Here is a 26258-nt window from a genome sequence, read left to right as displayed (position 1 = left end):
TGGCTCAACTGACTGATCCGTGGGTCAGTTGAGCGGCTATCCGCGGGCGCACCCCGTTTGCTTCCTACGTTCCGGGCTGTCTGAAGGTCCGAATCGGGAGGCAGAACGGGGTGCGCATCCGGAGCGTATGGCAGCGTGCGTGTGGGCTCACGCGCACGGTGGTCGAGGGCGTCGACTTCGACGACGACGCGGAGGCGGTGGTTGTGTGGGTGCGGCCGGCGGCGAGGGCTCGGGGCCGGTGCGGGCGCTGTGGTCGCCGCTCACCGAGGTTCGATCGGGGGGAGGGACGGCGCCGATGGCGTGCGCTGGATCTTGGGTCAACGAAGGTGTTCTTGGAGGCCGAGGCGCCCCGGGTGCGTTGTCGCGAGCACGGCCCGACCGTGGCGCAGGTCCCTTGGGCCCGGCACGGCGCGGGTCACACTCGGGACTTCGACGACCAGGCGGCTTGGCTGGCGGTGCACGTCTCGAAGACTGCAGTGGTGGAACTGCTGCGCATCGCGTGGCGGACCGTCGGCGCGATCGTGGCCCGGGTCAGCGCGGACATCGATGCCTCGGTCGACCGGTTCGAGGGCCTGGCCCGGGTCGGGATCGACGAGATCTCCTACAAGCGGGGCCACCGCTATCTGACCGTGGTGGTCGACCACGACACCGGCCGCCTGGTGTGGGCCGCGCCGGGCAGGGACGACGCCACCCTGCACCGGTTCTTCGACGCACTCGGCGCGGAGCGGGCTGCACAGATCACCCATGTGTCGGCGGACATGGCCGACTGGATCGCCCGGGTCGTCGCCCAGCGAGCACCGAACGCGATCCGCTGCGCGGATCCGTTCCACGTCGTGGCCTGGGTAACCGAAGCGCTCGACGTCGAACGGCGACGAGTGTGGAACGAAGCATCCGGCCGCCGTCGCACGAACGCCACGACCGGCCGACACGAGATGGCGACCGGCCAAGCCCGCACGATCAAACGAGCCCGCTACGCCCTCTGGAAGAACCCCGACAACCTGACCCCACGGCAACACCAGCAGCTCGACTGGATCGCCAAGACCGACCCCCGGCTGTGGCGCGCCTACCTGCTCAAAGAGGCACTGCGCTACGTCTTCGCCGTCAAAGGCAAACAAGGCAAGATCGCTCTCGACCGCTGGATCTCATGGGCCCGCCGCTCCCGGCTCCCAGCGTTCGTCCGCCTGCAGCGCCGCATCGTCAAACACCGAGCCGCGATCCACGCGGCGCTCGACTCGGGGCTCTCCAACGGGTTGATCGAGTCGACCAACACCAAGATCCGGCTCCTCACCCGCATCGCCTTCGGCTTCCACGGCCCCGAACCCCTCATCGCCCTCGCCATGCTCGCCCTCGGAGGCCACACCCCCCACCTCCCAGGCCGCCACTAACCCACGGATCCGCTCCGAGAGCCAGATTTCTTCGGCCGGACTGTTTACCCGCGCGCGGTAGGGGAAGCTCTTGCGTGTCGGTGTGAGCAAACCACCTCGGGATGGAAACGGCGATGGCTCAGAAGGTTCGAGACGTGATGGACACTGATCCGCTCATGGTCGATGCCCGCACCTCGATCGAAGCGGCAGCTCACCTGATGCGGGCGCGGGACGTCGCCGACGCCCTCGTCATGGACGATCAGGGCGAGCTCTGTGGTGTGCTCACCAACAGCGACATCGTCGTCTTCGCCATTGCAGCCGGTCGCCACCCCGCCACCATCCTCGCGGGGGATTGCTGCGACACGGAGTGGCCCTCCGTGTCCGCCGACGACACCGCCAGCATGGCGTTCCAGCTCATGCAGACGCATGAGCTGGAACGCGTACCCGTGCTCGAGGACGGCCATGTGGTCGGTGTCGTCTCCGCGGAGACGCTGAGCCGCCAGTCCGTCTGACCGTCAGGTCACCGTGAAGCTGGTGTACATGCCCATCTGGTAGTGGGCCTCCAGCTCGCCCGAGTCCTCTTCCTCCACGATGTTGCAGAAGAGGGCGTAGCTGCCCGCCTCCAGGTCGAACGCCGCGGTGCAGGTCTTGCCCTCGCCGGCGAAGCCTTCGATCTCCAGCACCTCGGTGCCGGCCGGCAGCTGGGCCTCGTCGGCCGAGCCGTCGTCGGCCGTCGGGATGTCGCCGGGCTCGCCGTCGAACTTCACGATCACGATCTCGTGGATCTCCGTGCCGTCGTTGGTGACGGCGAACTCGACCGTGCCGGCCGGGATCTCGTCGGGCACGGGCTCGATGGTGAACTCCTGGAGCGTGACCTCCACGGTCTCGGTGGGCTCGGCATCGGAGGCGCCGACGAGCACGCACTCCTCGCCGTCGGCGGTGCCGCTGCCCGACCCCGAGCCGGAGCCCGAGCCGGTCCCGGACGCCGAGCCGCTACCGGAGCCGGAGCCGCTGCCCGACGTGTCGCCGCTCTCCCGGACCGAGGCGCCATCGTCGTCGTCGTCGCCGCACGCGGCCACACCCAGCAGGGCGACCAGGCCGACGAGCGCGACGGCCTTCCGTCCTCTATGCAGGAACATGGGTTGCACTCCTTGTTGTCTCGATTGTCGAACGAGGGCGGGCGAACCGCGGCCCGAAAGCCGCGACGGCGGCCACGGCGCCGAGCCCCACCAGCCAGGCGGCCTGCAGCAGCCAGTCGCCGCTGTCGGGATGGCGGTAGTCGGGCAGCACGGCGTGCAGCGCCCGGAAGACGGGGTTGCGGGTGGTGGCGAAGTCGACCACCAGGGTCAGGTCGCCCCGCCGCGCCTCGACCACCAGCCACATCCAGCTGAGGGCACCGAGCACCCCGGCGACCGCGACGGCCGGGCGCATGGCCGCGACCCGCCCGGCCCACCAGGCCACGGCGAGCACGACGCACGGCAGGATCACGACGGTCTGCCGCCCGGGCCACCACCAGCCGTGCATGGTGAGGGCCACCCACGTGGCGGTCGCCCACCCGGCGGCGGCGGGCAGGGCCAGCACCAGCCAGCCCGGCGGCCGGCGCCGCAGCAGCGCCGCAGCGGCCGGGACGGCGAGCAGGTAGCCCGGCATCCACACGGCGAGCCCGAACTCACGGTCGAGCAGCAGCCCGACCACCCGGCGGCTCCGCCCGAGGTAGTCCGGCGAGCTCCCGACCACGGTCAGCTCCCCGCCCACGAAGTGGTCCCCCGCGGCGTAGACGGTCCACCCGCCGTAGAGCAGCTGGTGCCCCACGAGGTACACGACCCCCGACACCGCCAGCCCCGCCAGCGCCGTGGTCGACCGGGACCGGACGAGCCCCAGCACCGCCAGCACCGCGGCGACCGGGAGGTACTTCACTCCCAGCCACGGCAGCGCCACGACGGCGGCGACCCACACCAGGTCGTGACGGCGGGACGACGACGGGGAGGTCAGCGCCGCGACCGCCACCGCGACGGCCAGCGCCGCCGGGAGCTCCGGGTAGACCTGGGTGCCGTACGACGAGAGGGGCGCCGACACGCCGAAGGCGAGCACCGTGACCGCCGCGACCGGCAGGGGCACGTCGAACCGCCGCACCGCGGTCCACGTGAGCACCGCGGCCAGGACGCCGGCCAGGACCGCGAGGGTCGCCTTGGCCCAGGCCCAGCCGCCCAGCCCCATCGGCACCGCCAGGATCGCCGGCAGTAGGGGGTCGTGGGGGCTGATCGACCGGCCGTCGTCGAGCCGCTCGGTCTGCACCGGCAGCCGCACCTCGTGGAAGGGCTCGTACGCCCGCTCCGCCAGCTCGTCGTCGATCCACAGGTCCCGGTCCTCGGCCAGGCTCTGGGCCGACAGCAGGTACTGCGGCTCGTCGGCCGTGGTGCGCGCCCCCGAGGTCGCCCGGGCCGGGATCGCCACCATCGCCCACGCCGCCACGACCACGCCCACCCCCGCCATGACGAGCCCCAGCCGCGACGTCACGCCAGGCGTTCCGTCCGCCGGGTGACCAGCAGCCAGGTCAGGACGCCCGACAGCGCGACGAGCACGATGCTGGCCAGTCCCGCCTCGGCCAGGAAGCCCGACTCGGCGTCGGCCCAGATCCGGGTCGACAGGGTCTCGAACCCGGTCGGCGCCACCAGCAGGGTGATCGGCAGCTCCTTCATCGTCGACAGCAGCACCAGGCCCGCGCCCGCCGCCAGCCCCGGCACCATCAGCGGCAGCTCGATGGTGCCGAACCGCCGCACCCGGCCGGCGCCCAGCATCCGGGCCGACTCGTCGAGCCGCCGGGGCACCGCCGCCACCGCCACCTGCGCCGCCCGCAGCGACTGGGCGCCGAGGTGCACCACGTAGGCGAACACCAGCAGGGTGAAGCTCTCGTACAGGCCCCACGACTCGGGCAGGTCCAAGGCGAACGACACGACGGCGAGCGCCACCACCAGGCCCGGCAGGGCGAAGCCCGCGGCCACCAGGCCGTTGGCGGCGTCGCCGGCCGCGGCCCGATGGCGGGCCGACAGGTAGGCCAGCGGCAGCACCACGGCCACCGCCACCAGGGCCGTCACCATGCCGATGGCGGCCGAGTTCCCGGCCGGGGTCCGCAGGCCACCCAGGCCCTCGCCGGCACCGCTCAGGTCGCTGCCCTCGCCCGCCAGGCCGCGCCAGGCCCACAGCCCGAGCGACGCCAGCGGCCCACCCAGCGCCAGCCCGGTCCACACCACCACCAGCCCGAACGCCGGCCAGCGGCCGCGCCCCAACGGGACCCTCAACGGCTGCTTGGTGCGCACGCCGTCGACGTCGCGGGCCCGCCGGGAGACGGTCCGCTCGGCGGCGACCACCGCCAGCGCCACCACCGCCAGCAGCAGGCTCAGCGCGGCCGACCGGTCGGCGTTGAACAGCCTGTTGGTGTGGATGGCCCGGGTCAGCGTGTCGAAGCGCAGCAGCACCACCACGCCGAAGTCGCTCACCGCGTAGAGGAACACCAGCAGGGCGCCCGCCAGGATCGACGAGCGGAGCTGCGGCAGCACCACCGTGCGGAACACCGCCCACGGGCCGCGTCCCAGCAGCCGGGCGCTCTCCTCCAGCGACGGCGGCAGCGACACCAGCCGGGCGGCGACCGGCAGCAGGACGTAGGGCGTGGTGAAGAGCGTCAGCACCAGCCAGGCGCCCCAGAAGCCCTCGGGCCGGGTCGGGTCGACGCCCACCCAGCCGAGTGGCGACTCCAGCAGGCCGCCCGGCGACAGCGCCGCCACCAGCCCCAGCGCCCCGACGAACGACGGGAACACCAGGGGCAGCGGGGTCACCGCCGCCCAGAACCGCCGCAGCGGCAGGTCGCTGCGGGTGGTCAGCCACGCCAGCCCGGTGCCGACCACCGACGCCGACGCCGCGGTGGCGACGGCGAGCACCAGCGTGTTGCGCAGCGGCCCGAGCGTGCGCGCCGACGTGTACAGGTCGACGAGGTCCTCGCTGCCGGCGAGGTTCTCCCTCACCAGGTACAGCAGCGGCGCGGCGAACAGCAGCCCGACCACGCCGCACACCCCGACCAGCGTCGGTGAGGCGCCGCCGGTCAACCTCCCGAGGCGGGACCCTCCGCGCCCGGCGTCAGCTGTGGAGGCCACTGGCGTCGATCAGCTCCGCCGTCGCCTCGAGGCCGCTGCCGAGCTCGCCCAGGTCGACCCGGGTGGTGGTGATCTCGTCGAACGGCGGCAGCTCGTCGGCGGGCTCGGCGCCCGAGGCCAGCGGGTACTCGAAGGTCTCGTCGCCGAAGTACTGCTGGGCCTCGGACGACAGCAGGAACTCCACGAACTGCTCGGCCTCGTCGGGCATGTCGGAGCCCTCGACGATCGACGCCGCGGTCACCAGCAGCGTCGAGCCGTAGTCGCCCGCGGGGAAGAAGTAGTTCTCCACGGGCAGGTCGGGGTCCTCGGCCTTGGCGACGAAGGCGTAGTAGTGGTTGACCAGCCCCATCGGCACCTCACCGCGGCCGACGGCCTCCACGATGGCGGTGTTGTTGCTGAACGTCGGGGCACCGCCGTCGGCCAGCGCGGTCAGGAAGTCGCCGGTCTCCTCCTCGCCGACGTGGGAGCGGAGCACGGTGACGAAGTCCTGGAACGAGCCGTTGGTGGGCGCCACACCCACCTGGCCGGCGTACTGCGGGTCGGCCAGGTCGAGCACCGAGTCGGGCAGGTCGGCCGGGTCGATCAGGTCGGTGTTGTAGACGAGCGTGCGCACCCGGCCCGACAGGCCCACCCAGCTCCCGTCCTCGGCGGCGTCGCCCTCGGGCACCATGCCGGTCACGCTCTCGGGCAGCTCGCCGAGCAGTCCCTGGGCGTCGAGGTAGCCGACGGCGCCGGGGCTCTGCGAGACGAACACGTCGACGTTGGTGCGGTCGCCCTCCTCGTCGAGCAGCAGCGCCAGGTCGGCGGAGTCGCCGTAGCGGACGTCGATCTTGACGCCGGACTCCTCGGCGAACTGGTCGAGCAGCGGGCGGATCAGGTTCTTGGTGCGGCCTGAGTAGATGTAGAGGAAGTCGTCGTCGCTGCTGCTGCAGCCCGCCGCCGCGGTCGAGACTCCGATGGCCAACGCCACGGCGATCGCCAGCCCTCTTCGTGCCCGCTGCCCCTGTCGCATGTCGACGGAGGCTAGCCATCCTGCGCATTTACTGTAAAGATCCCCTAACTGTGACTGATAGCCCTACCTCGTCGGCGCCCGTGCTGCTGTTCCTCCCCGCGTTCGACGAGGAGGAGTCGGTGGCCGCGGTGGTGCGACGAGCCCCCGCCACGGTGGCCGGGCATCCGCTGCAGGTGGTGGTCGTGGACGACGGTTCGACCGACGACACCGCCGACGTGGCCCGGGCCGCCGGCGCCGACGTCCACGCGCTCCCGACGAACCAGGGGCTGGGCGCCGCCGTGCGGGCCGGACTGGTGCTGGGCGTGGAGCGCGATGCCGCCGCGGTGGTGTTCTGCGACGCCGACGGCGAGTACGCCCCCGAGGAGATCGAGCACCTCGTCGCCCCGATCCTGGCGGGCACCGCCGACTACGTGGTCGGGTCGCGCTTCGCCGGTCTGTCCCGGTCGATGCGGCCGCATCGCTGGGTGGGCAACCAGGTGCTGACGCTGGTGCTGCGCCTGCTGGTGCGGCGCTGGGGCGTGCGGGGCCTCACCGACGGGCAGTCCGGCTACCGGGCCCTGTCCCCCGCCGCCGCTCGGTCGGCCGAGCTGGTCCACGACTTCAACTACGCCCAGGTGCTCACCCTCGACCTGCTGGCCAAGGGCTTCCGCTACGCCGAGGTGCCGATCACCTACCGGTTCCGGGAGCACGGCCAGTCGTTCGTGAAGCTCCTCCCCTACCTGCGCCGGGTGGTGCCGGCGGTGTGGCGGGAGCTGCGGTCGCCGGCCCCCGAGCTCGATCTGCGCAGCATCGACCTTCAGTCCCCATACCAACCACCCCGCCGCCGCCCCAAGCAGCGTCAAGGGCGGCTGCGCCGCATTGAGCCTCAATCCTCGACGACGAACGAGCGGAAGCCGTCCCGGGCGGCGGTCCACGTCGCCGTGTCGAAGGTGCCGTCGGCGTCGCGCAGCGCGTCGGCAGCCGCCCAGCCCATCGCCAAGGCGTGATGGGTGTTGTCGGGGGTGAACAGCCCCTGGCGCCCGAAGGTGACCAGGCCGGGGATCGTGCCCGCCCAGCGCTCCAGGGCGGCGAGGTCGTCGGCGAAGCCGGGCCGGTACAGGGGATAGACCCGGGGTAGCCGGCGGCTCTCGACGGCGACGGGGCTGGGCCGGGGCAGTCCCGCCGCCGCGAGCTCGTCGGCGAGTCGCTGGGCCAGGTCGGCGTCGGACGCCTGCCACACGGCGTCGCCCTCGTCGCAGGCGATCTCGGCGCACAGCACGGTGGTGTCGCCCGGGTCGTCGGGGTTGTCGCGGTAGTTGCGGGGCTCCGACACCCGGCTGGCGAGCACGTCGGGCCCGGGGAAGTAGTGGGCGTCGAACGCCGTCCACGGCGGCCGGTCGAGCACCAGGTAGAGCAGCACCATGGCCCGATGCCGTAGGCCGGGGACCTCCGGGGGCGCCGGCTCGGTCAGGCGGGCGAGCACCGGCAGCGGTGCCGTCGACCAGACGTGGGCGGCGTCGATCGTGCGGCCGTCGTCGAGCTCGACCCGCAGCTCGCTCCCCGCCTTCAGCGCCCGCAGGCCGGTGCCGAGCCGGATGTCGACGCCCGCCGCGACCGCGGCGTCGGCCAGCGCCTCGGCGATCGCGCCGAACCCCCGCCGGGGGTAGAGGAACGTGCGGCCCTCGGGCCGGGCGCCGCGCACCAGGCGACGGGCGATCGCCAGCGGCGACGAGGCGCTCACCCGGCGCCGGGCCAGCTCCCCCGCCAGCTCCGATGCGTCGACGCCCCACAGCTTGCGGGCGTACGGCCCGTAGAAGGTGTCGAGCACGGCAGGGCCGAGGCCGGCCCGGATCACCTCGGCGAACGTGTCGGCCCGGGGGCGGCGCAGCGGCCCGGTCGCGGCGTCGAGCGCCGCCCGCGCTGCGAACCGGGGCGGCGTGCGGCGCAGCAGGTCACCGGTCTGCAGCGGGAAGGCGACCCAGTGGTCGAGCAGCCGGATGCGGCCGTTGCGGGGGCGCACCTGCAGGTCGTCGCCCAGCAGCTCCCGCAGCGCCCCCAGGATCTCGGGCGGGGTCGACGGGTGCAGCCGGTGGCTGCCGTGGTCCACCCGCACGCCCGCCACCTCGAACGACCCGGCCATCCCCCCGACCACCGGAGCCCGCTCGACGACCGTCACCTCGTGCCCGGCGAGCGCGGCGCGCCACGCCGCCGCCAGGCCCGCCGGCCCCGCGCCGACGACGACGATCACGTCAGCCCGTGTCGACGGCGAACGCGACCGCAGGGGGGCCGACGTAGCGGACCGCCACCCGGTCGCCCCGGGCGAAGCGGGGAGCCGAGCCGGCCCGCACCCGCAACACGTCGCCACCGTCGGGCCGCACCAGGTACACGGTGTCGTGGCCGTAGTACTCCCGCAGCTCGACCGTGGCCCGCACCTGGCTCACGCCGGGCTGCGGCCGCAGCGGGTCGAGCCGCAGCTCCTCGGGCCGCAGCAGCACCTGCACCCGGTCCGTCTCGGCGGCACCGTCGAGCGGCACCCGGCCCAGCACCGTCGCCGCGCCGTCGCCCGTCACCGCGCCGTCGACCAGGTTGGCGTCGCCCACGAACGTCGCCACCCAGGCGGCGACGGGACGGGCGTACAGCTCGGCCGGGCGGGCCTGCTGGACGATGCGACCGGCGCGCATCACCGCCACCTCGTCGCCCAGGACGAACGCCTCCTCCTGGTCGTGGGTCACGAACACCGTGGTGATGCCCAGCTCGGCGAGCAGCTGGTGGACCTCGCTGCGCACCCGCGTCCGCAGGGAGGTGTCGAGGTTGGAGAACGGCTCGTCGAGCAGCAGCACCTTGGGGCGGGGCGCCAGCGCCCGGGCCAGCGCCACCCGCTGCTGCTGGCCGCCCGACAGGGTCGACGGCAGGCGGTCGCCCAGCCCGGCCAGGCCGACCATGTCGAGCACGTCGTCGACCCGGCGGCCCTTGCGCTCGGCGCGGGGCAGGCCGTAGGCCACGTTCTGCGCCACGCTCAGGTGCGGGAACAGCGCCCAGTCCTGGAACACCATGCCGACCTGGCGGCGCTCCGGCGGCACGAAGTCCGACGGCCCCGACACGGTGCGGCCCGCCAGCGTCACCTCGCCGGCGGCGGGGCGCTCCAGGCCGGCGATGCTGCGCAGCAGGGTGGTCTTGCCGCAGCCACTGGGCCCCAGCAGTGCCACGACGGTACCCGGCTGCACGGTGAGGTCGACCTCGTGGAGCACCTCGGTGGTGCCGAAGCTCTTGCGCAGCGCCCGCACCGCGATCGCGGGGATCGGCGCGGGATCGGGGACGTTCACGACCTCGGGCGCCGCCGGCACGACGGCGTCGGCCTCGGCGTGTGGGGCGCTGGAGCGCTCGGTCGTGCCCGCTCTGTTCATGTCGCTTTACAAGTTAGCTGGGGCACTCCAAACACGCACGACCGCCTTGACCCCGGACCGGGGTACGGGTCGTACGTTCCCGGCATGACCGCAGTGACCGACCTGACCGCGACGGCGTTCGACGAGACGGTGCTGGGCTCCCCGGTGCCCGTGCTGGTGGACTTCTGGGCGGAGTGGTGCCCACCGTGCCACGCCCTTGCCCCGATCCTCGACGAGATCGCCGCCGAGCACGCCGACCGCCTCCGCATCTACAAGCTCGACGTCGACCAGCAGCCGGAGGTCGCCCTGCGCTACGACGTGATGAGCTTCCCCACCCTGCTGGTGTTCGTCGACGGCCAACCGGTGCAGCGCCTGATCGGCGCCCGCGGCAAGCACCACCTCCTGGCCGAGCTGGCCGAAGTGCTCGACGCCTGAGCCGTCAGCCGGCGGCGACGCGGAGGGCGACGCAGTCGGCGGCGTCGCCGTGGCTGCACAGGTCGGCGAGCTGCTGCAGCCGGCAGCGGGTGCGGGCCAGCTCGGCCAGCCGCTCGTCGACCACGGCGATCTTCGCCTCGGCTGCGTCTCGCACCGCCTCGGTGGTGCGAGACGCGTCGCCCAGCACCTCGGCGATCTCGCTCAGCGTGAAGCCGAGCTGCTTGCCCCGGGCGATGAACTGGAGGCGCCACAGGTCGTCGGCCGAGTACTGCCGATAGCCCGACGGCGAGCGGGGCGGCGGTTCGATCAAGCCGCGCCGCTCGTAGTAGCGCACGGTCTCGACGTGCACGCCGGCCGCCTCGGCCAGCCTTCCGATCGTGAGCGCGCCCATGCCCCCACGCTACGGGCCGTACCCCGGTACAGGGTCAAGAAAGGCCTGCGCCACATGCCGTTCTCGGGAGGGACACGACCGGGAAACCTCGTGCTGTCACGTTCCCTCCTGACCTCGTTCAGCGGTTGGCGGCCACGGAAGGAGACAGGTACGGGCATGATCCCCGAGCGGTTCCGAGGTGTCTGGCAGCGGGTCTCGCTGTCCGTCGACGGTGGTCCCTGGTGCGAGCCGGCGCAGGTCATCTGGGTGCAGACCGGGACGGTGTTCGGTGACATCCGGCTGCCGTTCCCCGGCCGGACCGACGAGCACCCCGCCATGTCGTTCGCCGGAACCCTCGAGTGGCGCGACCCGCACCTCTCCTGGAACCACAAGCTGGACCTCTACGGCGACCCCGACAGCGACGACGGCGGCGACACCGCCGAGGTGTCGTGGCATGGCGGCGAACTGGTGTGCCAGGGCTACTTCCCCCGGGCGAGCCGCACGGTGCCGTACACCGAGGTGTGGCGCCGCCTCTCGGGGTCGAAGGGGACGTGCCTGTCGCTGGTGCGGGCCGACGGGCACGGCGTGCTGGCCCAGGTGGGCGACCACGCCATCACGATTGTCGACGACCGCCACCGCGGCGGCCCCTACCGGGCCTGCTACCGCTCCCGCAGCGACACGGGGTGGGCGGTGTCGCTGACGCTCGGCGACGGCAGCGAGTCGCTCCCGCCCCCACCCCACGAGGCCGCCGTCAGCGACGCCATGGTGCTCGACGGCCGCCGCTGGCACGTGCTGGAGCAGGTCCCGGCGCGCCCGCTGGCCGCCACCGCGTAGCCCGGGCCGTGCCGGCTTCAGCTGCCGGAGTAGATCTGCTCGAAGTCGATGTCGAGGGCGTCCGGGTTGGTCGCCTCGAGGACGAGCACCCCCGCCACCCCGACCGACGCGACCACCACCAGCACCGCGCACCACCACGCCAGCCGCCCGAAGAAGCCCCGCCGACGACGTCGGGGCGCGGCCATCGCCGGGTAGCCGCCGCTGCTGGAGCGCACCCGCGCCGGGGTGGCCGGCGTCGGCGCGACCATCGGTGCCGGCACGTGCACCCGCCGGGTCTCGCCTCGGGCAGGAGCTGCGGGCGCGACCGGCTGCGCCACCTCGGTGGCGTCGGCGAACACCGAGGCCGACGGTGCGAGCATCGGCTCCTCGACGGGAGGCGGCGGGGGGAGCACGGGAGCCGGCGTCCCGTGCGGCGGTGACGGTCGGGCCAGCGGCGAGTCCTCGGTGACGTCGTCGTCGGGCAGTGGCACGGGCGCGGGCGCGGGGACGGGCGCCTCGACCACCGGGATCACGATCTGGCTGGTGAGCACCGGGTCGGCGGAGCTGCCCTCGGCCGCCAGGATCGCCGCCCCCAGCGACACCGCGTACTTGGGATGGGCGTCGACCGCCACCGGCCGGCCCAGCTCCGACGCCACCAGCTGGGCCACCAGCGGGATGCGCGACGAGCCGCCCACCAGCAGCACCTGGTCGATGTCGGCCACGTCGACCTTGGCCGACCGCAGCGCCCGGCGCAGCGCCTCGATCGAGTCGCGCAGCGGCAGCCGGATCATCTGCTCGAACTCGGCCCGGGTGAGACGCACGTCGGCCTGCACGTCGGGCGGCAGCAGCACCGGGATCGACACCGCCGAGTCGGACGACAGGGCCTCCTTGGCGTCGACGCACTCGCGCCGCAGCCGGGCCACCGCGCCCAGGACCTTGGGGTCGTCGGGGTCGAGGTCCTCGAGGGCGCTGTCCGTGGACGTGACGACGTGGCGGAACACGGCCTCGTCGAAGTCGATGCCGCCGAGCCGCTCGATGCCCTCGGGCTCGCCCAGGATCTCCCAGCCCTTGTCGACCTTGCGCAGCAGCGCCACGTCGAACGTGCCGCCGCCCAGGTCGTAGACCGCCACCACCGAACCGGTGCCGATCCGCTCCTGCGAGGCGTAGTGGATCGCGGCGGCCTCGGGCTCGGTGACCATCGAGACGTCGTCGACGTCGGCCGCCTCGACGGCGCCGCCGAGCAGGTCGAGCTTGTAGGTGCCCCAGTTGGCGGGGTGCGACACGCTGATCGCCGCCGGCGGGCCGCCCTCCTGGCTGGTGACGGTGTCGACCACCCAGCGCACCATCCGGGCCATCAGCGCCTCGGCCGTGTGGGTGCCACCACCGATGACGATCGGCGTGGGGTCGCCGAGGCGGCGCTTGAACTCCCGGGCCAGGCCCTGCGGCTCCACCATCCCCCGCCGCTGCGCCGCCTCGCCCATCAGCAGGGCGCCGCCGTCGTCCGGGGCGAAGACCAGCGACGGCACCACGGGCGCGCGCAGCCCCAGGCTGGCGACCTCCACCCGCCCGTCGCGCCAGACCGCGGCGGCGGTGTAGGTGGTGCCGACGTCGATGCCGAGGTAGTAGGGCATCATGCCCGCCTTCCGGGTCCTTCCTGTTGCCGATCTCCGCCCACCGCCCATAGTGGCCCACGCCGGCACCTTTGCCGAGCGCGGCCGCCAGGGTTTCGCTAGACCGTCATGACATGAGCGATGCGACCACGATCGAGCCGGCCGACCTGCGGGTGATCGCCACGGGGCTGCGCTTCCCCGAAGGGCCCGTCGTCCTCGACGACGGGTCGGTGCTGGTCACCGAGATCGCCCGGGGCACCCTCAGCCGGGTGGGCACCGACGGCAGCGTCGACGTGGTGGCCGAGCTGGGCGGCGGCCCCAACGGTGCCGCGATCGGGCCCGACGGCGCCGTCTGGGTGGTCAACAACGGCGGCTGCTTCGACTACGTCGAGCGGATGGGCCTCCTGATCCCCGACAGCCCACCGCCGTCGACCTACCCCGGCCACGGCTGCGTCCAGCGGGTCGACCTCGACACCGGCAAGGTGGAGACCCTGTTCACCACCAGCTCGGGCCGCAAGCTGCGGGCGCCCAACGACCTGGTGTTCGACGCCACCGGTGGACTCTGGTTCACCGACCACGGCGTGCGCGAGTCCCGCAGCAGCGACCGCACCGGCGTCCACTACCTCCCGTTCGACGGCGAGCCCGCCGAGGTGATCTTCCCGCTCGACGCCCCCAACGGCATCGGCCTGTCCCCCGACGGCGATCGCCTCTACGTCGCCGAGACCCACACCGGGCGCCTCTGGGCCTGGGACGTGACCGGCCCGGGCGAGGTGACGGGCAGCAACCCGGTGGGCGCGGGCGGCGGCGCGACGCTGCTCGACCCCGGCGGCCACATGCTGTTCGACTCGTTGGCCGTCGACGGCGAGGGCTGGGTGTGCGTGGCCACCCTGGTGCACGGCGGCATCACCGCGGTGTCGCCCGACGGCACCCAGGTCGAGCGCATCCCGCTCCCCGACCCGCTCACCACCAACATCGCCTTCGGCGACGACGGCACCGCCTACGCCACCCTGTCGGGCACCGGCCAGCTGGTCGCCTTCGACTGGCATCGCCGTGCCGGACGTCTCACCTACCGGGCCTGATGAGTCCCACGCTTTCGCGCGAGACTGGGTAGATATGGCGGATCCGGGAGGGGTGCGGATCGGTGACGCCGAGCGCCAGCGTGTGGTCGACATGCTGCGGCGGCACACGAGCGACGGGCGTCTGACGCTCGACGAGTTCGCCGACCGGGCGGGCCAGGTGTACGCCGCCCAGACCCGGGCCGACCTCGAGGTGGTCCTCGCCGACCTGCCCGGCGACCTGGGCCCTCCCGTCCCCGCCACCGTCGGCACCACCACCCCGGCCACGTTCGGCTCGGGCCAGGACGCGGTGGCCGTCGCCACGCCCCGCCGGCGCCGGTTCGTGGGGATCATGAGCTCGGCGACGGCCCGCGGGCCGTGGCGGGCACCACCGGAGATCCGCGCCTTCGCCTTCTGGGGCTCGGTGTTCATCGACCTGACGAACGCCACGATCGAGTCGCCCGTGGTCGACATCCGGGCCACCGCTCTGATGGGCGGCGTCACCATCCGGCTGCCCGAGGGCATCCCCGTCGACGTCGGCGGCTTCGTGGTGATGGGCGGCACCACCAACCTGGTGCGCAACGTGCCGCCGATCCCGGGCGCGCCGCTGATCCGGGTGCACGCGACCGGCATGTGGGGCGGTGTCACCATCCGCAACCCGCGCAAGAAGGGCCGCCTCCGCGAGGCGTTGCGGGACCACCGCCGCGACCGCCACGAGCGTCGGGCCGACGTGCACGGCTACGCGGCCGACGCGGTCACCGATGCCCACGAGCGGGCGGCCGATGCGCTCGACCTGGCCAGGGCAAAGATCGAGCGGGCGCTCGGTGGCCCCACCGTGTCGGACCAGATCCCCGAGATGCCGAGCCGCGAGGCGGAACCCGCCCCGGCGCCGGTCGGCCGGAACGGCGACGCCGCCTCGCCCACCGACGCCGCCACCAGGGCCGACGACGGCGAGAGCCGCATCCCTCCGGGCACGCTGACGATCCTGGTGTCCGACATCTGCGGCTCCACCAAGCTGGCCGAGGAGCTGGGCGACCAGAGCTGGCTCGCGGTGCTGCAGGCGCACAACGTCATCGTCCGCCGCCACGTCGCGGCGCACGGCGGCACCGAGGTGAAGGCCCAGGGCGACGGCTTCCTGGTCGTCTTCCCCAGCGCCCGGGCCGCGGTGCTCGCCGCCATCGCCATCCAGAGCTCCATGGGCGACTACCGCAAGGACCACCCCGACGTGCCGGTGACGCTGCGGCTGGGCCTCCACACCGGCGAGGTGGTCGCCACCGAGGACGACATCTTCGGGCAGAACGTGGTGGTCGCCACCCGCATCGCCGACGTGGCCCAGCCGGGCGAGATCGTGGTGTCGGGCCTCACCCGCGACCTCACCGCCTCCGCCAGTGACCTGGGCTTCGAAGGCGGTGAGGACGTGTCCCTCAAGGGCATCTCCCAGCCCTGGCGGGTCCATCGGGTGCTGCTCTAGCTTTAATCGGCCGTCGTCGTCACCAGCTCGACCTCGGCGTCGCCGCCCTCGACCTTGGTCTCGTGGATCACGCCGACGCCGGGGGCGTAGGTCTTCTCCTCGACGACCTCGGGATCGAGCGGGTTCCAGTCGCGGGTGACCACGAGGTCCTCGTACGTCCCCGCAGGAACGGTCTGCGGACCGGCACCGACCTCGATGATCTCGCCCAGGTCCTCGGCCTCGCCGGCGTAGTACTCCTGGCGGTAGGCGTGCCCGACCGTCGGGTCGGCCGGCATCACGATGCCGGCGTAGGCGCCGTCGACACCCGCCTCCCAGGAGCCCTCGGTGCTCACGACCTCGCCGTCCTCGTAGTCGGAGGACGACTCGCCCAGGTACCAGACGTTGCCCTCGAGGTCCTGGGCGTACCAGTCGTAGGTGTCCTCGATGAGGTTGCCGTCGGCGTCGGACACCGTGTCGCGCACGACCACGGCCGAGATGCCGAGGATCTCCCTGCGCTCGTCGGTCACGACCACGTCGTCGACCTCCTTCTCGCCGGCGTCGAGGCCCTCGTAGTGCCAGGTCGTGCCCGGCAGCAGCGGCATGTAGGGGTTGTCGACGCCGTCGACGAAGTCGGCCGGGTCGAGCTCGGGGGCGTAGTCGCCGCCGTCGCCGGGGTCGATCACCGGCACCGCGTCGGCCGGGGCGGTGGTCTCCGGCGTCGGCGTGGACGTCGAGCTGTCGTCGTCGCCGCAGGCCGCCCCCAACAGGGCAACGAGCACGACGAGCGACGTGGTCTTCGGGGTGTGCATCATGCTGACACCCTCCGGCACGGTGGCTGAACGACCGCTGAGCGTTCAGCGCCGGTTCAGCCGAAACGCCCCATCATGGCGCCGATGCGCCAGGATGACATCGGATGAAGGTGCTGCTCGTCGAGGACGACAAGAAGATCGCCACCGCGGTCAAGCGCGGGCTCGAGGCCGAGGGCTTCAGCGTCGAGGTCGCCTTCGACGGCACCGACGGCCTGTGGCTCGCCACCGAGGGCAGCTACGACGCCATCGTCCTCGACCTGATGCTGCCCGGGCGCAACGGCTTCCAGGTGTGCTCGGCGCTGCGGGAGGCCGGCAACTGGGCGCCGATCCTGGTGCTGACCGCCAAGGAGGGCGATCTCGACGAGACGGAGGCGCTCGACACCGGTGCCGACGACTACCTCACCAAGCCCTTCTCGTTCCCGGTGCTGGTGGCCAGGCTGCGGGCTCTGCTGCGACGGACCGGCGGCCGGCCACCGGCGCCGCTCGAGGTCGGCGACCTGCGCGTCGACCCGGTCGAGCACCGCGCCTGGCGGGGCGACACGTCGATCCCGCTGACCGCCCGCGAGTTCGCCGTCCTCCAGTTCCTCATGCGGCGGGCCGGCCAGGCCGTCTCCAAGACCGAGATCCTCGACGGCGTGTGGGACTTCGACTTCGAGGGCGACCCCAACATCGTCGAGGTGTACATCCGCCGCCTCCGCAACAAGATCGACGAGCCCTTCGGCCGTCACAGCATCGAGACCCTGCGGCGGGTCGGCTACCGCCTCGACCCCCAGGGGGGTTGAACCGCCCGGTGGAGTGGCTGCGCGCCCAGTGGCGCTCCCACGTGGGCACGGTGCGCTTCCGGCTCACGGCGCTGGCCGCCGTGGTGGTGCTGGTGGTCCTCGCACTCACCGGCGTCGGCCTGGTGACCGCCCAGCGCGAGCTGCTGACCGACGGCGTCGACACGACGTTGCGGCAGCGGGCCGACGAGATCGAGGCGCTGCTGCGCTCCGACCACCCCGACGACGCCTTCGACCGCGTGTGGGGCGGCCGGGGCGACGAGGACAACGTCGTCCAGATGGTGGACGACGACGGCAAGGTGCTCAACCAGAGCGCCAACATCGCCACCCACGGCCGGCCCATCGCGGAGGACCCGGTCGGCTACGACGATGCCTTCCACACGGTCGACGACCTGCCCGTCGACGACGACGACTTCCGGCTGCTGTCCCGCATCGTGCCCGTCGACGGCCTGGACACCGACTGGGTGGTCGTCCACGTCGCCACCGACATCGACGAGGTCCGCGAGAGCGCCGAGGTCCTCGGCGCCCTGCTCCTGTGGGTGATCCCGATCGTGACCATCCTGCTGGCCGTGGTGGTGTGGTGGCTGACCGGGCGCACCCTGCGGCCGGTGGAGGCGATCCGTAGCGAGGTGGCGCTGATGGGCGGCAGCGACCTGGACACCCGGGTGCCGGTGCCGCCGACCGACGACGAGATCGCCCGCCTGGCCCGCACGATGAACGCCATGCTCGACCGGGTGGAGCAGGCGCAGCGCCGCCAGCAGCGCTTCGTGGCCGACGCCTCCCACGAGCTGCGCACCCCGCTCACCCGCATCCGTTCCGACCTGGAAGTCGACATCGCCCACCCCCAGAGGGCGGACCGGGCGGCCACCGAGCAGCGGGTGCTCGACGAGGCGCTGGCGATGCAGGGCCTCATCGACGACCTCCTGCACCTGGCCAAGGCCGACGCCGGGGCCAACCGTGCGGCGTTCGCCCCCGTCGACGTCGACGACCTGGTGCTGCGGGAGGCCCGCCGGCTGCGGGACCGGGGCCGGGTCGACGTCGACGTGCACGCGGTGTCGGCCGGCCAGACGGTGGGCGACGCCGGGCAGCTGGCCCGCCTGGTCCGCAACCTGGCCGACAACGCCGAGCGCCACGCCGACGGCACCGTGCGGTTCTCGCTCACCGAGGACGACGACCAGCTGGTGCTGGTGGTGGCCGACGACGGCCCGGGCATCCCGGCCGAGGACCGGGTCCGCATCTTCGAGCGCTTCACCCGCCTCGACGACGCCCGCACCCGCGACGCCGGCGGCGCCGGCCTGGGCCTCGCCATCGTCCAGGAGATCGTCAGCCGCCACCACGGCACGGTCGCCGCGGTCGACCCGACGACGAACGGCGACGGGACGGCGGACGGCGCCCGGTTCGAGGTCCACCTCCCCCGCACCCCCGGTGACGGCGCCGGATAGGTTCCCCGGGGATGGCCGACCTCACGATCCTCCACAACAAGAACTGCTCCACGTCCCGGCACGCCATGGACGAGATCGCCGCCGAGGGCGTCGACGCCGAGGTGGTCGAGTACCTCAAGACCCCGCTCGACCGGCCGGCGCTGGAGGACCTGATCGCCAAGCTGGAGGACCCGGTGGCCGACCTGGTCCGCAAGGACCCGTTCTTCAAGGGCCTGGGCCTCGACCCCGCCGACTACACGACCCCGGATGCCGTGATCGGGCTCCTGATCGAGCACCCGCGCCTGCTGCAGCGCCCGATCCTGGTGAAGGGCGACCGCGCCATCATCGGCCGCCCCAAGGACCGGGTCCCCGAGTTCCTGAAGTCCTAGTCGTGCTCGGCCGGGGTCAGCGGGCCGGCTCGTCGGGGTCGGGCGCGTTGACCTGGTCGAGCTGGTCGAGGCTGCGGCTGCCGGGCTCGCGGTAGCAGGAGTCGGCCACGGCCTCGCCGTCGGCGCTCAGGTACTGGATGTCGAGCGCCTCGTAGGTCTCGTCCGGGTCGTCGGGGTCCTCGGCGTTGGCGTAGCTCTCCAGCCGCTCCCGCAGCCGCGCCTGCATGCGGTCCGACGTCGTGCCGGGCGTGCCGGGCACCACCTCGACGTCGGCCTCGGCGATGCCGTACTGCTCCGCCAGCGTGGAGGTCACGTGGCCGACGAAGGCGTCGCTCTGGAACTCCTCCAGCTCCTCGGTGGGGCATTCGGCGGCCGCCGCGGTCCACTCGGCGGCGCGGGCCACGAAGCTGGTGAACTCGCCGTGGAAGATGTTCGGCGTGTCGTCCTGCTTGAACGCGGCGTCGTTCTGCACCGAGTGCTCCAGCGTGGCGTTGCACACGAACAGGTCGCCCATCTCGAAGCGGATGGCCCGGGTGGGCTCGCCCTCCCCGGGGTCGACGGGCTCGAAGCTGGTGATCAGCCCGTCGGCGCAGTAGTCGACGCGCACCTTGAGGCTGGCGGGGACGTCGCGGTCGTCGGGGTCGGCCACGCTGGACGTGCCGTTGGTCGACTGGAAGTCGCCGCTGATCACGTTGCCCGGCGTGTCCCAGTTCTGCTTGGCCTTCACCGACACGGTCGCCTCGCCGTCGCCGATGTCGACGAGGAAGTTCTCGGAGGCCGACTTGGCCTGCTGGCCCTTGTACTCGACGGTGCCCCGCGGCGCGGGATCGCTCTCGCCACCGGCGAACCAGTCCGGCAGATCGATGAGGTTGGACTGGAGGAACAGCAGGACCACCACGACGCCACCGACGACGGCCAGCAGGGCCACCAGCCGGCCACCACGCTCACGACGCCGGGGCAGTCGCATCGAGCCTGAGTCACGGTCGAACATGGGAGAAGGATTCCCCGCTCCCGCGGCGATCAGATGTAGATGTGCCCGTTATGACGGGGTTTTCGGGGCGTTTTCGCCCGGCGGAACGCTGTCGTACGCCTCGTGGTCGGGGGTGACCCGGAGCAGGCCGACGACCGAGCGGGCCACGCCGACGGCGCCGAGGCCGGCGAGCACGACGACGGCCGCCCAGAACAGCGAGCCGCCCTCGATCCAGCCGGCGCCGTGGAGCAGGCCGACGACGCCGAAGGCGAGGAAGAGGATCCCGCCGACCAGCGAGACCGGGTCGAGCTCATGTCGGGTCACGGTGCACCTCCACGATGCCGATGCCGACGTCGAGCACCAGCTCGAGCTCGGCGGGGTTCTCCAGGGGCTGTGCCGGGGTGCAGGGGTCGCCCGTCGTCGTGTCGAAGTACTCGACGGTCGTCGTTGTGGTCGATGTCGTCGGCTCGCCAGGCTGCTCGACCAGCGAGGAGATCGACGGGAGCGGCGGCTCCTCGTACGTCTCGTAGGACTGGCAGAGGTCGCGGGGTTCGCCGAGGGTCCGGTCGACCTCCTGCAGCAGGTAGGGCCCGCTGTCGCCCACCTGCCAGCCGTCGAACACGTCGACCGTGCCCATACCGACGTCGCCGCGGATGTCCAGGTGGACGTCCCGGGGCACGCGGAGGAACACCCGCCCGGCGGTGAGGCCGACGTAGATCCGCTGCCGCTCCCCCGCCGGGAAGTCGGCGGCCGTCAGGTCGACCGTGAGGTTGCCGTAGCCGTGCCGGAGCGCCGCCGGCAGGGGCTCGTCGGCGGCGACCACGCGTTGCACGTCGCCGTCGCCCTCGAACCGGGGGACGTCGGAGGCCGACAGCCCGATCCACAGCGGCAGCAGGACCACGCCGACGGGCAGCAGCACCCGCGCCCGGCCCCGCCAGGCCGCCACGCACAGCACGGCACCGAGGAGCAGCAGGCCCAGCGACACGGCCACGCCCGGCTGCACGGGCTCCCACCCCTGGTCCGCGGCAGCCAAGCCGCCGACCAGCAGCACCAGGGCCGAGATGCCGAACCACCCGAGGTACGCCTTCTGGCGTGGGGGCGACGGCACCGGCGGCGGCGGCGACCCCGACGATGGCGGGGGCGGCGCGTCGGAGCGGGGTGGCGGCGGCGGATCGGACCACGGCGGCCCGGGCGGCTCCGATCGTGTCCCGACCCTCCCGGTGACCAGGAGGAAGCCCAGGCCCAGCAGCACCACGCCGAAGGTGAGGCCACCGTCGCCGCCGGGCCCCAGCTCCGGCGCCAGCACGGCGGCGCCCAGACCGAGGGCGGCGACGCCCAGCGCCGGTGCCACGTCGTGGCCGCCCACGGCGGCGGACAGGAGCGACCGGTGCGTGCGCTGGTCGGGCAGCACCAGCCACGCCAGGGCGTACAGCACCACGGACGGCGGCATGTACAGGGCCACCGCCACCAGCGCCACCCGCACGACGAGCGGGTCGACGTCGAAGGCACGGGCGACGCCGCTCGCCACCCCGCCGAGGTAGCGGTCCGGGCCCCGCTCGAGCAGGCGGGCGGGCCGTCGGGGTGGCGGCGGCTCGTCCTCGGGTTCTGTCTCGTCGACCATGCCCGGCATCATCCGCCGACTGCGACAACCACGCCATCAGGGCACTTCCCTCAGGCGCGCCTCGGGGTTGACCCTGATGTCCGGGCTGCGGCGCTCTGCGACAATCCGGCGGATGGAACGACCGGCCCGCATCGACGGCGACGAACCGCTGGTGCTGGGCGTCGCCGCCACCGTGGCGCGGCGGTTCGACGTCGACGTGCTGCCGGTGCGGGCCGCCTTCGTCGTGCTGACGGTGGCCGGCGGCTGGGGCGCGGTGCTCTACGCCGCGCTGTGGCCGGCGCTGGTGTGGCGCCGCGAGCTGCCGGAGCGGCCCCGGCCGTCGCTGGCGGCCCTGCCCGCCCGCCGCTTCGGCGTGCTGGTCGCCACCGCCGGGGCGCTCCTGGTGCTGCGGTCGGAGGCCGCGGGGTTCCACGACCTCCTGGTGTGGCCGACCGCCGTCGTGGGCGCCCTGCTGGTGCTCGGGTGGCGGGAGCTGAACCTCGACGCGCCCGCCGGCGGGGCGCTCACGCCGGACGAGGCCCGCAGCCACGCCGCCCGGTCGGCCGGTGGCCTGCTGCTGGTGCTGGGCGGGTTCGCCTACCTCGGCGCCGCCGACCTGCCGATGGCGGTGCTGCGTGACGGGCTGGTGGCGGTCGCCGTGGTGGCGGCCGGGGTGCTGCTGGCGTTCGCCCCCTGGGTGGTGCAGCTCACCCGCCGGCTCGCCGAGGAACGGCGGGAGCGCATCCGGGCCGACGAGCGGGCCGAGGTGGCGACCCACCTGCACGACTCGGTGCTGCAGACGCTCACCCTCCTGCAGAAGCGCTCCGACGACCCCCAGCTGATGGCGGCGCTGGCCCGCCACCAGGAGCGGGAGCTGCGCCGCTGGCTCTACAGCGCCCCCGACCCCCACGACGGCCGGGGCTTCCGGGAGGCCATCGAGGCGATGGTCGCCGAGGTGGAGGACCAGCACCTGGTCCACGTCGACAACGTCACCGTGGGCGACGGGCCCGTCGAGCCGACGTTGCAGACCGTCATCTACGCGGCCCGGGAGGCACTGGTGAACGCCGCCAAGTTCAGCGGCGAGCGCACGCTGTCGCTCTACGCCGAGCTGCGGCCCGGCTACGTCGAGCTGTACGTGCGCGACCGGGGGCACGGGTTCCGCCTGGAGGACGTGGCCCCGGACCGCAAGGGCATCAGCGACTCGATCGTCGCCCGCCTCGACCGCGCCGGCGGCAGCGCGCAGGTCCGCACCGCCCCGGGCGCCGGCACCGAGGTCCGCCTGCGCGTGGAGCTGACGGCGTGAGCGCAGGCCCGAGGCCCCGGGTGGTGGTGGTCGACGACCACCGGCTGTTCCGGGCCGGGGTGATCGCCGAGCTGGGCGACGCGGTGGAGGTGGTGGGCGAGGCCGAGGACGTGCCGTCGGCCGTGGCGGCCATCGAGGCGACCCTGCCCGACGTGGTGCTGCTCGACGTCCACCTACCCGGCAGCAGCGGCCGGGAGGTGATCGACGCCCTGCGCGACCGTGGCCTGCCGGTGCGCTTCCTGGGGCTCTCGGTGTCCGACGCCCCCGAGGACGTCATCGACCTGGTGCGGGCCGGCGCCCGCGGGTACGTCACCAAGCACATCGACGGCGGCGAGCTGGCCGAGGCGATCCGGCGGGTGGCCGACGGCGACGCCGTGTTCTCGCCCCACCTCGCGGGATTCGTGCTCGACGCCTTCACCGGGACGCCGAGCGAGCCGGTCGCCTCCGAGCTCGACCAGCTCACACCCCGCGAGCAGCAGGTCATGCAGCACCTGGCCCGGGGCTACGCCTACAAGGAGATCGCCCACGAGCTGGCGATCTCGCTGAAGACGGTCGAGTCGCACGCCTCGGCGGTGCTCCGCAAGCTGCAGCTCTCCAGCCGCCACCAGCTCACCCGCTGGGCGGCGCAGCGCAAGCTCCTGTGACGTTTGCCGCACGGGGGCGGACGGGTACGCGAGGTGGCACCCCTGCCTCCGATCTGCGTGGGAACGCGTACCGATCTGCGGGAGCCCTGGCGGGCGCCGAGATGAGCAGAAAGGGAACACCCAGATGAGCGAAGGCCAGAGCATCTTCGACAAGGCCAAAGACATGGCGGGCGAGCTCAAGGACAAGGCGGGCGACCTGGTCGGGAAGCACGAGGACAAGGTCGACGGTGCCATCGACACCGGTGGCGATGCGGTCGACAAGGTGACCGGCCACAAGTTCGAGGACAAGGTCGACTCGGCCCAGGACTCCGCGAAGAACGCGGTCGAGAACATGTCCGACGAAGACGAAGATCCCACCCTGGACCTACCGCAGTAGCAGTCGTCCTCAGCGAACGACAGCGCTCGCGTCCGGCCTCGACGGCCTCGCTCGTGATCGCTGCCAGACCTCGATCCACCCACGGTCTCCTCGCCGACACCGACGGGTGGATCGAGGCGCGTTCGGGCACCCTTCACCGAAATTGCGTTCGAAAACCCGCCTGGAGCGGGCCGACGAACGCAATTTCCGGCGAGTGACGGCCTAGGTGAGCCCGATGGCGTGCTTGGCGGCCGCCAGGGTCGAGGCCGCCAGGGCGCGGGCCTTGTCGGCGCCCTCCTGGTAGCGCTTCTCGACGTAGCCGGGGTCGGCCTCCAGCTCGGCGTAGCGGGTGCGGATGGGGTCGAGCAGGGCGTTGACCGCCTCGACCGTGTCGCCCTTCAGCGGGCCGTACTGCGTGTAGCGCTCGGCGAGCTCCTCGGGCGGCCTCGCGTCGGTGCAGGCCGACAGCATCGACAGCAGGTTCGACACTCCCGGCTTGGCGGCGACGTCGTAGCGCACCTCGTTGTCGGTGTCGGTGACCGCCCGCATCACCTTGCGCTTCACCGTGGCGGCGTCGTCGAGCAGGTAGATCGTGCCCTGGGGCGAGTCCGACGACTTGCCCATCTTCCCCGCGGGGTTCTGCAGGTCCATCAGCCGGGCGCCGATCGGGGGCACCACGGCCTCGGGCACGGTGAACGTGTCGCCGTAGTTGTGGTTGAAGCGCTGGGCCAGGGTGCGGCTGAGCTCCAGGTGCTGGCGCTGGTCGTCGCCCACCGGGACGTGGGTGGTCCGGTACAGCAGGATGTCGGCCGCCATGAGCGCCGGGTAGGTCAGCAGGCCCACCCGCACCGACGTGCGGCCCTCCGACTTGTCCTTGAACTGCACCATCCGCTGCATCTCCCCGAACGACGCGGTGCACTCCATCAGCCAGCTCAGCTCGGTGTGCTCGGGCACGTGGCTCTGCACGAACAGGGTGCACACGGCGGGGTCGAGGCCGACGGCGAGCAGCACGGCGCACAGCTCGCGGGTCTGGTCCCGCAGCTCGGCCGGGTCGTGCTCGACGGTGAGGGCGTGCAGGTCGACCACGCAGTACAGCGCGTCGGCGTTGTGCTGCTCACGGGCCCAGTGCTTCAGCGCCCCCAGGTAGTTGCCCAGGTGCACGTGGCCGGTGGGCTTGATGCCGGAGAAGATGCGAGGCCTCGGGGTGTCGCTCATGGAGCCCCCATCGTGCCCGATCCGGCCGTGGTCGCAGGACGATTTCTGCTGACGGCGATGTCGCTACCTACTGTGTCGCCATGCGCTCGCCCAAGGACTTCTTCCGCCCGTTGGCCGTCGGTGCGCCCGCCCCCCTCCGGGAGATCCCCTTCGGCCCGTCGAGGATGATCCACTTCTTCGACCCGAGCAACGAGAAGCTCGCCGCCCGGGTCCCGCAGATGGCCGAGAAGGTCGACATCCTGCTCGGGAACCTCGAGGACGCCATCCCGGCGGACAACAAGGAGGCCGCCCGCGAGGGCCTGGTCCGCGTCGGCCAGGAGAACGACTTCGGCGACACCCAGTTCTGGACCCGGGTGAACTCGCTCGACTCGCCCTGGGGCCTCGACGACCTGCTTCGGCTCGTGCCGGCGATCGGCGACAAGCTCGACGTCGTCATGATCCCCAAGGTCGAGGGCGCCGAGGACATCCACTACGTCGACCGCCTCGTCGCCCAGCTGGAGGCCAAGGCGGGCCTGGAGCGGCCGATCCTGCTGCACGCCCTGCTGGAGACCGCCCGGGGCGTGGCCAACGTCGAGGAGATCTGCGCGGCCAGCCCCCGCATGCAGGGCCTGTCGCTGGGGCCGGCCGACCTGGCCGCCAGCCGCCGCATGAAGACCACCCGGGTCGGCGGCGGCCACCCCGGCTACCTGGTGCGGGAGGACCCGACCGGCAACGACGAGGCCGCCGTCGAGGCGCCCCGGGCCGTCTTCCAGCAGGACCTCTGGCACTACACGATCGCCCGCATGGTCGACGCCTGCGCCGCCAACGGCATCCTCCCGTTCTACGGGCCCTTCGGCGACATCAAGGACGTCGTCGCCTGCGAGGACCAGTTCCGCAACGCCTTCCTGCTCGGCTGCGTCGGGGCGTGGAGCCTGCACCCGGTGCAGATCGACATCGCCCGCCGGGTGTTCTCGCCGCCGCCCGAGGAGGTGCGCCACGCCCGCCGGGTGATCGCCGCCATGGGCGACGGCACCGGGGCGATCATGCTCGACGGGAAGATGGAGGACGACGCCTCCGTGAAGCAGTGCAAGGTGATGGTCGAGCTGGCCGACGCCCTCGCCACCAAGGATCCCGAGCTGGCCGCCGCCTACAAGGCGATCGAGGAGGACTGAGCG

General features: G+C 72.9%; 26 protein-coding genes and 1 pseudogene. 14 read left to right on the top strand and 13 right to left on the bottom strand.

The window, feature by feature from the left end; all coding sequences use genetic code 11:
* The first annotated feature begins 110 nt into the window (after window positions 1-110).
* Window positions 111-1385 carry an ISL3 family transposase gene (locus VK611_19410; protein HMG43507.1) on the top strand — a complete coding sequence of 425 codons (1275 nt, stop codon included), beginning with the start codon at window positions 111-113 and terminating at the stop codon, window positions 1383-1385.
* A 137-nt stretch (window positions 1386-1522) separates the two neighbouring features.
* A complete protein-coding gene (locus VK611_19405) occupies window positions 1523-1876 on the top strand; it encodes a CBS domain-containing protein (protein ID HMG43506.1) in 354 nt (117 codons plus the stop codon).
* Window positions 1877-1879: 3 nt separating this feature from the next.
* On the opposite strand, the gene VK611_19400 is transcribed toward VK611_19405, so the two are convergent.
* From VK611_19400 to VK611_19385, 4 genes are read right to left on the bottom strand one after another with little or no spacing between them, the layout of a single operon-like run.
* Window positions 1880-2503 carry a hypothetical protein gene (locus tag VK611_19400; protein HMG43505.1) on the bottom strand — a complete coding sequence of 208 codons (624 nt, stop codon included), beginning with the start codon at window positions 2501-2503 and terminating at the stop codon, window positions 1880-1882.
* Entirely contained in the window at window positions 2490-3881 is a 1392-nt protein-coding gene (locus VK611_19395; GenBank protein ID HMG43504.1) for a hypothetical protein, read from the bottom strand. The genes VK611_19400 and VK611_19395 overlap by 14 nt, the downstream gene beginning before the upstream one ends.
* Window positions 3878-5464, bottom strand: a complete 1587-nt coding sequence (locus tag VK611_19390; protein ID HMG43503.1) for an iron ABC transporter permease — start codon at window positions 5462-5464, stop codon at window positions 3878-3880. Before VK611_19390 ends, VK611_19395 begins: the two co-directional genes overlap by 4 nt.
* A gap of 31 nt (window positions 5465-5495) precedes the next feature.
* Window positions 5496-6524, bottom strand: coding sequence for an extracellular solute-binding protein (locus VK611_19385; protein ID HMG43502.1), 1029 nt, complete (start codon window positions 6522-6524; stop codon window positions 5496-5498).
* Between VK611_19385 and VK611_19380 the strand changes: the two are divergent.
* Window positions 6503-7063: pseudogene (locus VK611_19380) on the top strand (glycosyltransferase family 2 protein). The gene VK611_19385 and the pseudogene VK611_19380 sit on opposite strands and share 22 nt — an antisense overlap.
* A gap of 326 nt (window positions 7064-7389) precedes the next feature.
* Here the strand turns inward: VK611_19380 and VK611_19375 are convergent.
* Together VK611_19375 and VK611_19370 are read right to left on the bottom strand one after the other, a co-directional pair.
* On the bottom strand, window positions 7390-8751 hold the full coding sequence (locus VK611_19375; protein ID HMG43501.1) for an FAD-dependent oxidoreductase: 1362 nt from the start codon (window positions 8749-8751) through the stop codon (window positions 7390-7392).
* A gap of 1 nt (window position 8752) precedes the next feature.
* Window positions 8753-9907: an ABC transporter ATP-binding protein gene (locus VK611_19370; GenBank protein ID HMG43500.1), complete on the bottom strand. Its 1155-nt coding sequence runs from the start codon at window positions 9905-9907 to the stop codon at window positions 8753-8755.
* A gap of 84 nt (window positions 9908-9991) precedes the next feature.
* Between VK611_19370 and trxA the strand changes: the two genes are divergently transcribed.
* Entirely contained in the window at window positions 9992-10321 is a 330-nt protein-coding gene (trxA, locus tag VK611_19365; GenBank protein HMG43499.1) for a thioredoxin, read from the top strand.
* A 4-nt stretch (window positions 10322-10325) separates the two neighbouring features.
* On the opposite strand, the gene VK611_19360 is transcribed toward trxA, so the two are convergent.
* Complete coding sequence (locus VK611_19360) at window positions 10326-10712, bottom strand: MerR family transcriptional regulator (protein ID HMG43498.1); 387 nt, start codon at window positions 10710-10712, stop codon at window positions 10326-10328.
* 156 nt (window positions 10713-10868) lie between these two features.
* Here VK611_19360 and VK611_19355 point away from each other — a divergent pair, with 156 nt between their 5' ends.
* Window positions 10869-11525: a hypothetical protein gene (locus VK611_19355; GenBank protein HMG43497.1), complete on the top strand. Its 657-nt coding sequence runs from the start codon at window positions 10869-10871 to the stop codon at window positions 11523-11525.
* A gap of 17 nt (window positions 11526-11542) precedes the next feature.
* Here the strand turns inward: VK611_19355 and VK611_19350 are convergent, their stop codons facing one another.
* On the bottom strand, window positions 11543-13135 hold the full coding sequence (locus VK611_19350) for an Hsp70 family protein (GenBank protein HMG43496.1): 1593 nt from the start codon (window positions 13133-13135) through the stop codon (window positions 11543-11545).
* A 113-nt stretch (window positions 13136-13248) separates the two neighbouring features.
* Here VK611_19350 and VK611_19345 point away from each other — a divergent pair, with 113 nt between their 5' ends.
* Together VK611_19345 and VK611_19340 are read left to right on the top strand one after the other, a co-directional pair.
* Window positions 13249-14193 (top strand): SMP-30/gluconolactonase/LRE family protein, encoded by a 945-nt coding sequence (locus VK611_19345; protein ID HMG43495.1) that lies wholly within the window; start codon window positions 13249-13251, stop codon window positions 14191-14193.
* 34 nt (window positions 14194-14227) lie between these two features.
* Window positions 14228-15640: a DUF1707 domain-containing protein gene (locus VK611_19340; GenBank protein ID HMG43494.1), complete on the top strand. Its 1413-nt coding sequence runs from the start codon at window positions 14228-14230 to the stop codon at window positions 15638-15640.
* A gap of 2 nt (window positions 15641-15642) precedes the next feature.
* On the opposite strand, the gene VK611_19335 is transcribed toward VK611_19340, so the two are convergent.
* Window positions 15643-16431 carry a hypothetical protein gene (locus VK611_19335; GenBank protein ID HMG43493.1) on the bottom strand — a complete coding sequence of 263 codons (789 nt, stop codon included), beginning with the start codon at window positions 16429-16431 and terminating at the stop codon, window positions 15643-15645.
* A gap of 101 nt (window positions 16432-16532) precedes the next feature.
* Between VK611_19335 and VK611_19330 the strand changes: the two genes are divergently transcribed.
* From VK611_19330 to VK611_19320, 3 genes are read left to right on the top strand one after another with little or no spacing between them, the layout of a single operon-like run.
* Window positions 16533-17210, top strand: coding sequence for a response regulator transcription factor (locus tag VK611_19330; protein HMG43492.1), 678 nt, complete (start codon window positions 16533-16535; stop codon window positions 17208-17210).
* The gene (locus VK611_19325) at window positions 17207-18649 is read left to right on the top strand and encodes a HAMP domain-containing sensor histidine kinase (GenBank protein ID HMG43491.1); all 1443 of its coding nucleotides are present in this window, start codon (window positions 17207-17209) and stop codon (window positions 18647-18649) included. The genes VK611_19330 and VK611_19325 overlap by 4 nt, the downstream gene beginning before the upstream one ends.
* An 11-nt stretch (window positions 18650-18660) precedes the next feature.
* Window positions 18661-19017, top strand: coding sequence for an ArsC/Spx/MgsR family protein (locus tag VK611_19320; GenBank protein ID HMG43490.1), 357 nt, complete (start codon window positions 18661-18663; stop codon window positions 19015-19017).
* A gap of 16 nt (window positions 19018-19033) precedes the next feature.
* Here VK611_19320 and VK611_19315 read toward each other — a convergent pair whose 3' ends face one another.
* Genes VK611_19315 through VK611_19305 form a run of 3 tightly spaced genes read right to left on the bottom strand, consistent with a single transcriptional unit; the run spans window position 19034 to window position 21608 of the window.
* On the bottom strand, window positions 19034-20008 hold the full coding sequence (locus VK611_19315; protein ID HMG43489.1) for a hypothetical protein: 975 nt from the start codon (window positions 20006-20008) through the stop codon (window positions 19034-19036).
* Between the two features lie 48 nt (window positions 20009-20056).
* Window positions 20057-20311 (bottom strand): hypothetical protein, encoded by a 255-nt coding sequence (locus VK611_19310; GenBank protein HMG43488.1) that lies wholly within the window; start codon window positions 20309-20311, stop codon window positions 20057-20059.
* Window positions 20298-21608 carry a PspC domain-containing protein gene (locus VK611_19305; GenBank protein HMG43487.1) on the bottom strand — a complete coding sequence of 437 codons (1311 nt, stop codon included), beginning with the start codon at window positions 21606-21608 and terminating at the stop codon, window positions 20298-20300. Before VK611_19305 ends, VK611_19310 begins: the two co-directional genes overlap by 14 nt.
* A gap of 112 nt (window positions 21609-21720) precedes the next feature.
* Here VK611_19305 and VK611_19300 point away from each other — a divergent pair, with 112 nt between their 5' ends.
* The 3 genes from VK611_19300 to VK611_19290 all read left to right on the top strand — a co-directional run bounded on the left by VK611_19300 (window position 21721) and on the right by VK611_19290 (window position 23910).
* A complete protein-coding gene (locus VK611_19300; protein HMG43486.1) occupies window positions 21721-22890 on the top strand; it encodes a PspC domain-containing protein in 1170 nt (389 codons plus the stop codon).
* The gene (locus VK611_19295; GenBank protein HMG43485.1) at window positions 22887-23534 is read left to right on the top strand and encodes a response regulator transcription factor; all 648 of its coding nucleotides are present in this window, start codon (window positions 22887-22889) and stop codon (window positions 23532-23534) included. The genes VK611_19300 and VK611_19295 overlap by 4 nt, the downstream gene beginning before the upstream one ends.
* A gap of 124 nt (window positions 23535-23658) precedes the next feature.
* Window positions 23659-23910, top strand: a complete 252-nt coding sequence (locus tag VK611_19290; GenBank protein ID HMG43484.1) for an antitoxin — start codon at window positions 23659-23661, stop codon at window positions 23908-23910.
* 201 nt (window positions 23911-24111) lie between these two features.
* On the opposite strand, the gene trpS is transcribed toward VK611_19290, so the two are convergent.
* Window positions 24112-25104 (bottom strand): tryptophan--tRNA ligase, encoded by a 993-nt coding sequence (trpS, locus tag VK611_19285; protein ID HMG43483.1) that lies wholly within the window; start codon window positions 25102-25104, stop codon window positions 24112-24114.
* Between the two features lie 80 nt (window positions 25105-25184).
* Between trpS and VK611_19280 the strand changes: the two genes are divergently transcribed.
* Window positions 25185-26255, top strand: coding sequence for a CoA ester lyase (locus VK611_19280; protein ID HMG43482.1), 1071 nt, complete (start codon window positions 25185-25187; stop codon window positions 26253-26255).
* Window positions 26256-26258: the final 3 nt, after the last annotated feature.

It is taken from the genome of Acidimicrobiales bacterium (assembly GCA_035316325.1).
Lineage (GTDB): Bacteria > Actinomycetota > Acidimicrobiia > Acidimicrobiales > VFJN01 > DASXTK01.
This window is presented reverse-complemented; position numbering and strand designations above follow the sequence as displayed.